We start from the raw sequence: 11,799 nt of genomic DNA, 5'->3' as shown, positions 1-11,799 counted from the left end.
GGGGCGGGGCGGCTGGCGGCCGTTCGCGCTTGATCTTCGGTAAGTAGCGCGCGACGAACGGCACGATGCCCTGCCGCGCCCATTGCAGGAACAGGATGAACAGCGCGGAGAAAGCGACGATCTCGAGCTGGCCGGACGCGCCCTTGGCGATCAGCGGCAGATAGTCCTGCACGCTGTTCTTCAGCAGGGTGACGATAGCGGCGCCCACGACGCCGCCGAGCAAGCTGCCGGCGCCGCCGACCATCGACATCATCAGATATTCGATGCCCATGCCGGCATCGAACGGGCCCGGGCTGATGAAGCGGCTCATATGGGCGTAGAGCCAGCCGGAGAGCGAGGCGAGGAAGGCCGCGATCACGAAGGTCACGAGCTTGATCCGGAAGGCGTTGATGCCGAGGCTTTCGACCAGGATATTGCCGCCGCGCAGCGCGCGCATGGCGCGGCCGACCCGGGAGTCCAGGAGATTGTATCCGAGGAAAAGCACCACGACGACGATGCCCCAGATCAGGAAATAGATTTGGGCGCTCGAGACGAGCGCGAACGATCCGATACTGATCGGCGGGATCGACGAGATGCCGTTGAAGCGCCCGAGTCCCTCGACATTGCCGAACAGGAAGCCGATGGCGAGCCCCCAGGCGACGGTCGAGAGCGACAGGAAATGGCCCTGGAGCCGCAAGGTGACAACGCCGAGGACGGTGGCGACACCGCAGGTCAGCGCCACCCCGAACACGAGGCCGAGCCACGGGGAAGATCCATTCAGAGCAGAGACCCAGGCCGTGGCATAGGCCGCGACGCCGACGAAGGCGGCCTGTCCGAAGGACACGATGCCGCCGACGCCGGTGAGCAGGGCAAGGCCGATCGCGACCAGCGAATAGATGCCGATATAGTTCATCAGCGTGATGCTGAAGGGGTTGAGGACGAATGGCGCGAGCGCGAGGCACGCTACCGCCGCCACCGCCGCGAGCTGAACGTGAAGGCGCGTCATTCCTCGATCTCCTCCTCGGAATGCAGCGAGGCGAGGGATCGCCAGATCAGGATCGGGATCAGAAGCGAGAACACGATGACATCCTTCAGCGCGCTGCTCTCGAAGGATGCGAAGCTTTCGAGGATACCGACGCCGACGGCGCCGATGGCCGCGCCGGGATAGCTCGTCATGCCGCCGACGATGGCGCCGACGAAGGCCTTGAGGCCGAGCAGGAAGCCGGAATCGTAGAATATGGTGTTGACGGGCGCGATCAGGATTCCGGAGACGCCGGCCATCAGCGAGCCCAGGAGATAGGCGATGGTGCCGGCGCGGGCGGGACGTATGCCCATCAGGCGGGAGCCGGTCCGGTTCACGGCCGTCGCGCGGAGCGATTTACCGACCAGCGTGAAGTCGAAGAAGAGATAGAGCAGGCCAGAGAAGACGAGGGCTGCGATCACGATCAGCATGGTCTGGCCCGAGATCAGCACGCCCGCAAACTCGGTCGACAATGACGTCAGCGGCTCGGTCCTGACACCCTCGGGACCGAAGAAGAGCAGCCCAAGGCCGACCAGCGCGAAGTGCAGGGCGACGGAAACGGTCAGGAGCAGCAGCACCGTTCCGTCCGCAATGGGACGGAAGACGATCCGGTCCAGCAGCGGGGAGATGGGGGTGATCAGCATCAAGGCCAGCACGAGCCTGATGGCGAGCGGCGGCTCGGCGCGCATGGTCAGCCAGGCGAGGCCAACCACGGCCAGTGGCAACGCGAGGTAGAAGAAGAGCGCGCGCGGAACCAGCCGACGCTCGCCGTTGCGCAGCAGCGAGATGATTTCGATCAGGGTTGCGAGGCACGCGAGGATGACGACCAGCGCGCCCGTGCCGGGAAAGCGCTTCGCGTCGAGCGCCGCCAGCGTCAGCGCGGTGAAGGCGGCGATGTCGCCAAAGGGAATGAAGATGACCCGTGTCACCGTGAAGATGAGGACCGTCCCGATTGCCACCAGCGCGTAGACTGCGCCGGTGGCGATCCCATCGATCGCAAGAATGGCTGCGATGTCGCTCGTCATTGAGAACGCCGTCCCCTTGTTCTGGTGGCCTGGCCTGTCCGACTACGGCGCGTATTTCCAGGCGCCGCCCGTCAGGCGCACCACGACCAGCGCGCGCTCATCGACGCCGGTCACCGAGCCGGGCTTGAAGTTGTAGATGGCGTGCACGCCGGGCAGCTCCTTGGTGCTGAGGATCGCGTCCCGCAGGGCGGCGCGAAATTCCGCCGTGCCGGGCTTCGCCGTCTTGAGCGCGCGCTCCGCTGCGTTGGCGAAGATCAGCCAGGCGTCGAAGGAGTAGGCCGAGAAGCCGTCGGTGGTCGGGATGTTATGGACCTTCTGGTAGACGCTGCGGAAATCCAGCGCGATCTTCTTGGCGAAATGTTCGTCGGGCAGCTGCTCGGCCACGATGACCGGGCCGGCGGAGACCTGGATGCCTTCGGCCGCCTTGCCGCCGACGTTCACGAAGTCCGGATTGACGAGCGCCACCGTGCCGTAGGTGTTTCCCTTGAAGCCGCGCTCCGCGAGGCTGAGGAGCGGCAGCGCGCCTTGCGTCCCCGAGCCGCCGTCCAGCACGGCGTCCGGCCGCGCCGCGAGCACTTTGAGGATCTGCGCGGTGACCGAAGTGTCGGTGCGCGCATAGCGCTCGTTGGTCTGGATCTTGACATCGCCGGCGGCCTCCGCCGCCTTGGCGCCGTTGTAGACGAGGTCCCCCCAGGCGTCGGAGAAGCCGATATAGCCGATGTTCTTCATGCCGTCGCGCTTCATGCGATCGGCGATGATCTTGACGAGGAGGGACGCAGGCTGCGGCACCGACACCACCCACTGCTCGGGTGTTTCCGGCAGTTTGCCGATCGGCGAGACCGCGATCATCGGCACTTTCAATTCGCTCGCCACCGCCGCCATGGCGATGGTCGAGGGCGCCGTCGCGGTGCCTATCAGGAGGTCGACCTTCTCTTCTTCCACCAGCTTGCGCGCGTTGCGGGTCGCGGCCGACGGGTCGGAGCCGTCGTCGAGCTGGATCAGGCGGACGGTCTCGCCGTTGATGGTCTTCTTGTATTCATAGGCCGCGTTGATGCCGCGCCCGTAGGGAATGCCGATCGACGAGCCGTTGCCGCTGAGCGAGGTGACGAAGCCGATGGTGATATCGGCCCGCGCGGCGGGGGCTGTGACGATGCCGGCGGCAAGTGCAAGTAAACTCAGAGTCTTGCGCATATGCGTTCTCCTCCGTTGATGCTGGATAGGAATGCTTCGATGCTGCCGCACGGGGTCCCCGAACGACGAACCGCCCGATTGAAAACATTGCTGCGGCGCCAAAAACCGGGCGCGACCGAAGAGTGTGTGCTCCGGGCGCTCAGCAGCCATGATGTTGTGCGCCGCGCGAACGATAGGCCCACCGGCACATGCAAGCGGGCCTTTTCCGGAGCGATGAAAGGTCGTCGGTGCCGCCGCGATGCGCGACCGGCGATGCTGCTGCTAAGGCCGGCTGTTCGAGCACGGCGACTGTCCACACGATCGAGTCTCTCAAAATCGGTGCCCTGCAACATCATTGTCATGGCCACCGGTCTTTGACCGGCGAGGAATTACTTAAAGCCTAAAGTAACTCCGGTGGCGCCGTCAACACGTGTCACGGGGCTGTCAGAAAAAAATGTTGTTGCATACAATTTCGTCAGTGTGCGGCGCTCCTGCGCTCATCGACCCATAGAAAACGCCGTGCTCGCCTTGACCCCGACGGCACTGGTCGCCGTCGCCGCCGCGCGCATTTGACGCGTCAATTAGTTTATGGTTGAAATATATTCATCGGCAGCCGACGACCGATCCTCCGATCACCGCTTGAGGAGAAGGACGATGCGCATCTTCTGGCAGAGCTTTGTTGATGCGAGCGTGAATGCGCCCTACATGGCGCGGCTGTCGGAATACCTGAACGACATCGCTGCGCCAGGCACGACGGTCCACGTCCAGGGCATCAGTCCGCCGGACCGCGAGTTCGGACGGCTCGCGGAATTGCGCTGTGCGGTCCAGGCAATCGACAACGGCATCGCAGCGGAGGAGGGCGGGTTCGACGCCTTCGTCATGGGACATTTTCAGGATCCCGGACTCTACGAGCTGCGCTCGGCGCTCGACATTCCCGTGATTGGGACTGGCGAGGCGACGTTGCTGGCGGCCTCACAACTCGGGCGGCGGCTAGGTCTTGTGACGCTCGATCCCGTCTTCGAGGTCTTGCACTATGAGCAGGCTGAGCGTTACGGCCTCGGCGATCGCGTCGTCCATGTGACCGGCCTTGGCTGCAGGCCGGATGATTTCGCCGATGCGTTCGCCGGAAACGCCGCCGCCCAAGCCCGCATGATCAAGGATTTCGTCGCCTGCGCGCTCCCGCTGGTGGAACGCGGCGCGGATGTCGTGATCCCGGCCGGCGTGTTGCCAGGCCTCTTGATCGGGCGAGAGCATGGCCTGAAGGTCGGCCACGCTCCGGTGGTCAACTGCGCGGCCGTGGCGCTCAAGAGTGCCGAGATGTGGGTACAGCTCCGGAAGCTCAATGGCACCGAGCCCAGCCGCGGGCCGAGCTTCAGGCGGGCCAGCGCCCAGGCCCGCGATGACTTCCGCGCGCTACTTGCCCGTAACGGCCGCTAGTCGTCGAAACACCGTTTCTGGAGAACAAATCATGATGACCCCCGAAAAGCTCCTGTACGAGACCGAGGTGACGGCGACCGGAGGTCGGGATGGCAAGGCGGTCAGCGCTGACGGTCTGCTCTCGGTGTCCCTGTCCTTGCCGAAATCGATGGGTGGTCCCGGCGGCGAAGGCACCAATCCCGAGCAGCTCTTTGCGGCCGGCTATGCCGCTTGCTTTCTCGGCGCGGTCAAGCTCGTCGCGCGCACGCGGAAGGTGGTGCCCTCTGCCGAGCCGTCCGTGACTGCGAAGGTTGCGATGGGGCCGGTGCCCGTCGGATATGCGCTCGCTGTCGAGCTGAAGGTCAGCCTGCCCGGTGTCGAGAAGGCCGTGGCCGAAGAGGTCGTTGCCGGTGCGCATGAGCGTTGCCCCTATTCGAACGCAACCCGCGGCAATATTGACGTGAAACTGACGGTGGTCTGAGGCGGATGAACGAGGGCGGTCGGTGACCAACACCTTGCGCGCACCATATGACGGCGTGGTGATCGCGGCTCCCGTCACGATTCCCTATGTGCGCTACTCCATCGAGAGCGCGCAGTGGTGGATCGGGCGGGCGCTGAGCGCGCTCGTCGCGCAGGCCGGCATCAAGGCCTCCGACATCGACGGCCTGTGCGTCTCCAGTTTCACCATGGGCACCGACAGTGGCATCGGATTGACACAGCATTTCGGGCTCTGCGTCCGGTGGTTGGACACGATCCCGCTCGGCGGCGCCAGCGCTATTGCGGCGCTGCGCAAGGCGGCGCGCGCGGTTCAGGCGCGCGATGCCGACATCGTGGCGTGCGTCGCTGGCGACACCAATCACGTCGATTCGTTCAGGCTGACGCTGGAGAATTTCTCGCGGTTCAATCAGGACGCCGTCTATCCTTACGGCGCGGCCGGCGCCAATGCCAGCTTTGCGCTGATTGCGCGCAACTATATGCGAATGTTCGGCGTCGCGCGCGAGGACGTCGGCAAGATCGCTGTCGCCCAGCGCGCCAATGCCCTGCGCAACCCGCATGCGCTCATGAAGGCTCCGCTCACGCTCGAGCAATACCTGGCGGCCCGGCCGATTTCCGATCCGATCCACCTGTTTGATTGCGTGATGCCCTGTGCGGGCGCGGAAGCTTTCCTCGTGATGCGCGATGAGACGGCTTCATCCCTGAAGCTGCCCGCCGCGCGACTCCTTTCGACGATCGAGCGGCACAATGCCTTTGCCGACGATCCGATGCAGGTGCGCGGCGGCTGGGCGATGGATGTCGACGAGCTCTATGCGATGGCCGGCGTCAAGCCTGACGATCTCGATGTCGTGCAGACCTATGACGACTATCCCGTCATCACGATGATGCAGTTCGAGGATCTCGGATTCTGCAAGAAGGGCGAGGGCGCTGAGTTCGTGCGCCAACACGATCTCACCATCGATGGCGACTTCCCGCACAACACCTCGGGCGGACAGCTCTCGGTCGGGCAGGCCGGTGCCGCCGGCGCCTATCTCGGCCTCGTTGAAGGGTTGCGGCAGGTTCTGGGCAGTGCCGGTCCCACGCAGGTCAGGAATGCGAGCCTCGCTCTGGCCTCGGGGTTCGGTATGATCAACTATGATCGTGGTCTCGCCTCGGGTGCCGCGATCCTTGCTGGACCGTCGCGATGATAGAGCAGATCAAGCCGCCCCGGCGCAAGAATCCGCTGCTGCGGACGCGGCTGCCGGCCTCGCCACCGCGACCGCGCAGCAGGATATCGCACGGGTTCACGCGCGCGGCCGCCGAAGGCCGCTTCATGCTGCAGCGCTGCGAGGCTTGCGGCGCCTTTACCTATCCGGCGCGCGAAGCCTGTCCGTCTTGTCTTTCGGCCGGCCTCGCTTTCGTCGATGCGCCGCGGCGAGGTGTACTGCTTGCCGAGACAACGGCGCGGGTGCCGAGCGACGTCTATTTCCGCGAACGGGCACCGTGGCGGATCGGCCTCATCAAGATGGATTGCGGTCCGACGATCGTCGCACATCTTCATGCCGACTGTGCAGAGGGCGCGGCCGTCAGCATGTCGCTGCAACTCGACAAGAGCGGCCAGGCGGTGGCCTTTGCCCATCCCGAAGCGGAGACACCCAACATGGCAGACGACAAGCAGTGGCGGGAAATGACGGCCGATCCGAAATTCCGTCGCGTGCTCGTCACCAATGGCCGCAGCGTCATCGGTCAGGAAGCCGTCGCCGCATTGAAGGCGGCGGGTGCCAAGACGGTGTTCGTCGGCATTGCCGAACCATGGCGACCGTTCGCCGGCGAGGAGCGGCTGCGCGGTCAGGACGGGATCGAGATCGTGACTCTCGATGCGGCTGACGAGAAATCGGCTACCGATCTTGCGGCCGACATCGGCGGCAAGGTCGATATTCTCGTCAACACGACGGAATATGTCCGGCCGGGCGGCCTGCTCGACCGCAGGGGCACGAGCATCGCACGGGACGAGATCGATCAGGCCTATCTCGGCTTCATCAATCTGGCTCAAGCCTTTGGCCCGGCCATGCGGATGCGCGGTGCCGATGGCATCAACAGCAGCGCGGCATGGGTCAATATTCTCTCGGTCTATGCGCTGGCGAACTGGCCCGCCTTCGGCGCCTACTCGGCCTCGCAGGCCGCCTGCCTGTCGCTGTCACATTGCTTGCGCGCGGAGCTGCGGCCGGGTGGCGTCCGGGTGATGAACCTGTTCACCGGCCCTGTCGACACCGAATGGTTCCAGACCGTGCCGCCGCCGAAGGTCGCACCGCGCGCGATCGCGCAGGCGATCGTGTCGGGTCTCAAGAACGGACTCGAAGAGATGTATGTCGGAGATGTCGCCGAAGAGATCCGGCAACGTCTCGCGGCCAATCCGAAAGCGCTCGAGCGCGAGCTCGACCGATAAGAAGCGGGATTTCAACCGAGCTGGAGGACTTGACGATGCAAAGCAATCTCCTGGAGCTAGCGAGTGCGATTTCTTCCGGCGCGGTGCGCGTCGTCGATCTGACCTTCACACTCAGTCCGGACTTTCCGGTCATCGTCCTGCCGCCGGAATTCGGTCAGGCCGCGCCTGTCCGCATCCAGGAGATATCGCGATACGATGGTCGCGGCCCGGCCTGGTACTGGAACAACGTTACGTTCGGCGAACACACCGGCACGCATTTCGACGCGCCGATTCACTGGTTCACCGGCAAGAACCTGCCGAACAATGCCGTCGACACGATGCCGGCCAAGGACATGATCGCACCGGCCTGTGTCATCGACTGCTCGGCGCAGGCGGCGCAGGATCCCGATTTCCTGCTGACCGTCCCGATTGTCGAAGCTTGGGAAGCCAGGCACGGCCGGATCCCTGAGCGGAATTGGGTCCTGCTCAGGACCGACTGGTCGAAGAAGGGCTGGCGTGACTACTCCAATCTCAGGGACGACGGCGCGCATACGCCGGGCCCGAACCCGGCGGTGATGAAGTGGCTGGTGGAGGAGCGCGGTGTCATCGGTTTCGGCACCGAAACCATCGGCACGGATGCGGGGCAGGCCGGACACTTCGAGCCGCCTTATCCGGCGCATCACTTCCTGCACGGCGCGGGCCGCTACGGCCTGCAATGCCTGTGTAACCTGGATCAGCTTCCGGCCACCGGCGCCGTCATCGTGGCCTCGCCACTAAAGATCCAGAACGGTTCCGGCAGCCCGCTTCGAGTCATCGCTCTGGTGTCGTCCACTTGAGCCCCAATCAATGGCGCTCGCCAATCAGACCAAGAAATTCTCCCGAAAGACAGGTGCCATGAACTTGATCAAGAGCCTGGTGGCTTCCACTGCATTGCTGCTTGCCGTTCCGCAATTCGCGCGAGCCGAGATCCTCGTCGGATTCGTTACCGGCCTCAGTGGGCCGGTGTCATCGATCGGTATTCCCAACGCGAAGGGCGTCGCCGCAGGTCAGGCCTATATCGGCGAAATCGGCGGCGAGAAGCTGCGGGTCATCCAGCTCGATGACGGCTCCGATCCGACCGCGTCGGCACGCAATGCGCGCAAGCTGGTCGAGCAGGAGAAGGTCGATATCCTGATCGGCACGTCCGGCGCTCCCCAGACGCTCGCGATGGCGACCGCGGCCATCGAGATGAAGATTCCGATGATCGCGGTGTCGCCGATCGCACCGGTGGCGTCAGGCGACGGCGGTCCTTGGGTCGTGCAGACGCCGCAGCCGACGCCGCTTCTGGTGCAAGGAATCGTCGACCACATGAAGGCGAAGAGCCTGACGACCGTGGCCTTCATCGGTTTCTCCGATGCGTTCGGCGATCTCATGTACAATTCGCTCGAGCAGAGTGCGAAGGCCGCCGGCATCAAGGTCGTCGCCAACGAACGCTATGCCCGGTCGGACTCCTCGGTGACGGCTCAGGTGCTGCGCGCACTCGCCGCGCGTCCCGACGCCATCATGCTCGGCGGCACCGGCACGCCAGGCGCGCTGCCGGTCATCGCTCTGTCCGAGCGGGGATATAAGGGACCGCTCTACGGCAATCACGGGCTGATCAGCGCCGATTTCCTTCGTCTGGCCGGCAAAGCCGCCAATGGCATCATCTGCCCGACGGGACCTGTGACCGCGGCGGAGCAGCTTCCGGCCAGCAATCCGATCCAGAAGGTCGCCCTGGATTTCCGCGCGGCCTTCGAAAAGGCCAATGGCGAGGCGCCGACGGATTCATTCTCGTCCTATTCCTTCGACGGCTGGCTGATCTTCGCCGACGCCGCCAAGCGTGCGCTGGCAACCGGTGCCAAGCCGGGCTCACCTGAGTTCCGTACCGCGATTCACCAGGCACTGTTCACCACCAAGGAGGTCGTCGGGACGCAGGGCGTCTACACCTACACGCCAGCGGACCGGCATGGAGTCGACGATCGCTCGCGCATCATGGTTCAGATCGAGGACGGCAAGTACAAGCTGTTGCCTTGAGGTGCGAGCATGGTCGCAATGGAGAAAGATGCGCTGGCGAACATCACCGAGGTGGTCGGCGGTGAGGACGTGACGCCTGCCTGGGCGCGCGCGATGGCGTCGTTTCCGCCGTCTGAGCGCATCCTCTCGACGATGCTCACGCGCCAGGCGGAGCGTTACGGCGATCGCCTTCTGCTCGTTGCCGGAGAGGCGCGTTGGAGCTTTACGCAGGCTGCGACGATTGCGGCTGCGTCGGCCCAGACGCTGGTCGATGCCGGGATCAAGCCGGGCGACCGGGTCGCGCTGATGTGCTCGAACCGTCCGGAGTTCTTGCAGGTCTATCTCGGCTGTGCGTGGCTGGGGGCGATTGCGGTCCCGATCAATACCGCCTTGCGCGGCTTCCAGCTGTCCCACATTTTCCGCAACTCGCGTCCCGCGCTGCTCGTCATCGAGGCTCAGTTCGCCAGCGCGGTCGAGAGTGTCGAGGCGGATGTCGAGCTGCCGCCTCGGACCTGGATCATCGGAGCTGCCGCCGACGCAATCGGTGCCAGGCTTTCCGCGGTCCCGCTGCCGCCTCTTGGCGCCGCAGCCCCGGCCGGCGCCGTGCGTCCCGGTGACACCGTTGCGATCCTCTATACGTCGGGCACCACGGGGCCTGCGAAGGGTGTGTGCTGTCCGCAGGCGCAGCTGTTCTGGTGGGGCGTCTATTCGGCGCGCGCGCTCGGAATCCGCGAGGGCGATGTGCTGTTCACGACGCTGCCGCTGTTCCACACCAACGCGCTGAATGCGTTCTATCAGGCGCTGCTGAACGGATGCACGTACGTGCTCGAGCCGAAGTTCTCGGCTTCCGGCTTTTGGGCTGCCGCGCGACAGCACAATGCGACGGTCGGCTATCTGCTCGGTGCGATGGCGTCGATGCTCCTGGCACAGCCGAAGAGCGCAGACCAGTCAATGCATCGTCTTCGTGTCGCGCTTGGCGGCGGCGTGCCGCCGCAAATCCACGGCCCGTTCCGCGAGCGCTTCGGCGTACCGCTGGTCGACGGCTACGGGTCGACGGAGACGAATTTCGTGTTCGCCGGCGCGATTCCGTCGGATCGGGCGGGGACGATGGGGTACCTGGCCGATGGCATCGAGGCGCGGATCGTCGACGAGAATGATTCCGCGCTGCCTGATGGAGAGGCCGGCGAGCTCGTGCTTCGCGCGAGAGAACCCTTTGCGTTCGCGTCCGGCTATTTCGGCATGCCGGAGAAGACCGTGGAGGCCTGGCGAAATCTGTGGTTCCACTCAGGCGATCGGGTCGTTCGCGATTCCGACGGGCATTATCGCTTCATCGATCGCATGAAGGATTCCATCCGCAGGCGCGGCGAGAACGTGTCCTCGTGGGAGGTCGAGCAGGCGATCCAGTCGCATCCCGCGGTCGCTGCCTGCGCAATCTACCCGCTGCCGTCGGAGTTGGGTGAGGACGAAGTTGCCGCTGCAATTCTGCTGGAGCCGGGCCACTTGCTACAGCCCGTCGACGTCGTCAGGCATTGCGAAGGGCGGATCGCCCATTTCGCCATTCCGCGCTATGTGCGAATCCTCAGTCAGATGCCGCTGACGGAGAACGGCAAGATCAAGAAGGGCGTGCTGCGCGATGCCGGTGTCACGACGGATACATGGGATCGCGAAGCGGCCGGAGTGAAGGTACGACGCTGACGTCGTATCCGCTCAAGGTTTTTGCAAGGCGTCCCTGACGGCGGCCTTGAGTTCGTCGAGCTCGCCGATCAATCCATCGAACCGATCTGCCGGGAAATCCGCCAGCAGCTCGGCAAGCCATGCGCCGTGGCTCTTGGCCATTCGCCTGAAGATCTTGCGGCCTTCGACCGTCATACAGACGATCTGCACCCGCCGGTCGAGGTTCGACGCCGTGCGGGTGATGTATCCATCTGCGACCAGGCGGTCGACGATTGGCGTGAGGTTCCCGGCCGAGACCATCAGGCGCTTGGGCAGCTCTCCCAGCACAAGTCCGCTTGGTTCGCGGTCGAGCTGGGCGAGAACGTCGAAGCGGGGCATCGTGAAGTCGAACTCTTCGCGAAACCGGCGCCGCAACTCGCTTTCGATGAGGGACGTGCAGGCGAGCAGTCGGAGCCAAAGGCGTGTTTGAGCCCTGTACTCAGCCTCCTGATCCGTCTCGTTCCTGGCCGAAACAGGGGTGGACTCCTTCGCGAGTGCCAATCGAATCTCCCGGGCTTCGTGGCTTACGAAAGCTGGCGCAGCTC

At 64.6% G+C, this 11,799-nt stretch carries 11 protein-coding genes; 7 read left to right on the top strand and 4 right to left on the bottom strand.

What is annotated here, in order from left to right:
• From I6F24_RS11480 to I6F24_RS11470, 3 genes are all read right to left on the bottom strand, one after another.
• The coding region (locus tag I6F24_RS11480) for a branched-chain amino acid ABC transporter permease (RefSeq protein WP_225156228.1) at positions 1-985 on the bottom strand (985 nt) is incomplete at its 3' end.
• Positions 982-2,025 (bottom strand): branched-chain amino acid ABC transporter permease, encoded by a 1,044-nt coding sequence (locus tag I6F24_RS11475; RefSeq protein WP_036034562.1) that lies wholly within the window; start codon positions 2,023-2,025, stop codon positions 982-984. The genes I6F24_RS11475 and I6F24_RS11480, both read right to left, overlap by 4 nt.
• Before the next feature lie 42 nt (positions 2,026-2,067).
• Positions 2,068-3,216, bottom strand: coding sequence for an ABC transporter substrate-binding protein (locus tag I6F24_RS11470; protein WP_225142719.1), 1,149 nt, complete (start codon positions 3,214-3,216; stop codon positions 2,068-2,070).
• Between the two features lie 633 nt (positions 3,217-3,849).
• On the opposite strand from I6F24_RS11470, the gene I6F24_RS11465 reads away from it, so the two are divergent.
• Genes I6F24_RS11465 through I6F24_RS11435 form a run of 7 tightly spaced genes read left to right on the top strand, consistent with a single transcriptional unit; the run spans position 3,850 to position 11,236 of the window.
• Positions 3,850-4,632 (top strand): aspartate/glutamate racemase family protein, encoded by a 783-nt coding sequence (locus tag I6F24_RS11465; protein WP_225132796.1) that lies wholly within the window; start codon positions 3,850-3,852, stop codon positions 4,630-4,632.
• A 31-nt stretch (positions 4,633-4,663) separates the two neighbouring features.
• Entirely contained in the window at positions 4,664-5,092 is a 429-nt protein-coding gene (locus I6F24_RS11460; RefSeq protein ID WP_081492913.1) for an organic hydroperoxide resistance protein, read from the top strand.
• Positions 5,093-5,114: 22 nt separating this feature from the next.
• Positions 5,115-6,293: a thiolase family protein gene (locus I6F24_RS11455; RefSeq protein ID WP_036023844.1), complete on the top strand. Its 1,179-nt coding sequence runs from the start codon at positions 5,115-5,117 to the stop codon at positions 6,291-6,293.
• Positions 6,290-7,531: an SDR family NAD(P)-dependent oxidoreductase gene (locus I6F24_RS11450; RefSeq protein WP_074448184.1), complete on the top strand. Its 1,242-nt coding sequence runs from the start codon at positions 6,290-6,292 to the stop codon at positions 7,529-7,531. Before I6F24_RS11455 ends, I6F24_RS11450 begins: the two co-directional genes overlap by 4 nt.
• 35 nt (positions 7,532-7,566) lie before the next feature.
• The gene (locus I6F24_RS11445) at positions 7,567-8,346 is read left to right on the top strand and encodes a cyclase family protein (protein WP_036013430.1); all 780 of its coding nucleotides are present in this window, start codon (positions 7,567-7,569) and stop codon (positions 8,344-8,346) included.
• A 58-nt stretch (positions 8,347-8,404) separates the two neighbouring features.
• A complete protein-coding gene (locus I6F24_RS11440; RefSeq protein WP_225149421.1) occupies positions 8,405-9,562 on the top strand; it encodes an ABC transporter substrate-binding protein in 1,158 nt (385 codons plus the stop codon).
• 9 nt (positions 9,563-9,571) lie between these two features.
• Positions 9,572-11,236: an ATP-dependent acyl-CoA ligase gene (locus I6F24_RS11435; protein WP_225149422.1), complete on the top strand. Its 1,665-nt coding sequence runs from the start codon at positions 9,572-9,574 to the stop codon at positions 11,234-11,236.
• A gap of 12 nt (positions 11,237-11,248) precedes the next feature.
• Here I6F24_RS11435 and I6F24_RS11430 read toward each other — a convergent pair whose 3' ends face one another.
• The gene (locus I6F24_RS11430) at positions 11,249-11,755 is read right to left on the bottom strand and encodes a MarR family transcriptional regulator (protein ID WP_036034548.1); all 507 of its coding nucleotides are present in this window, start codon (positions 11,753-11,755) and stop codon (positions 11,249-11,251) included.
• Positions 11,756-11,799 lie beyond the last annotated feature (44 nt).

It is taken from the genome of Bradyrhizobium sp. BRP23 (genome assembly GCF_020194135.1).
GTDB classification, from domain to species: domain Bacteria; phylum Pseudomonadota; class Alphaproteobacteria; order Rhizobiales; family Xanthobacteraceae; genus Bradyrhizobium; species Bradyrhizobium yuanmingense.
This window is presented reverse-complemented; position numbering and strand designations above follow the sequence as displayed.

Coding starts and splice junctions, on each gene's coding strand:
- I6F24_RS11470 (WP_225142719.1), bottom strand. CDS start 3,216: ATGCGCAAGACTCTGAGTTTACTTGCACTTGCCGCCGGCATCGTCACA.
- I6F24_RS11475 (WP_036034562.1), bottom strand. CDS start 2,025: ATGACGAGCGACATCGCAGCCATTCTTGCGATCGATGGGATCGCCACC.
- I6F24_RS11445 (WP_036013430.1), top strand. CDS start 7,567: ATGCAAAGCAATCTCCTGGAGCTAGCGAGTGCGATTTCTTCCGGCGCG.
- I6F24_RS11440 (WP_225149421.1), top strand. CDS start 8,405: ATGAACTTGATCAAGAGCCTGGTGGCTTCCACTGCATTGCTGCTTGCC.
- I6F24_RS11465 (WP_225132796.1), top strand. CDS start 3,850: ATGCGCATCTTCTGGCAGAGCTTTGTTGATGCGAGCGTGAATGCGCCC.
- I6F24_RS11460 (WP_081492913.1), top strand. CDS start 4,664: ATGATGACCCCCGAAAAGCTCCTGTACGAGACCGAGGTGACGGCGACC.
- I6F24_RS11450 (WP_074448184.1), top strand. CDS start 6,290: ATGATAGAGCAGATCAAGCCGCCCCGGCGCAAGAATCCGCTGCTGCGG.
- I6F24_RS11435 (WP_225149422.1), top strand. CDS start 9,572: ATGGTCGCAATGGAGAAAGATGCGCTGGCGAACATCACCGAGGTGGTC.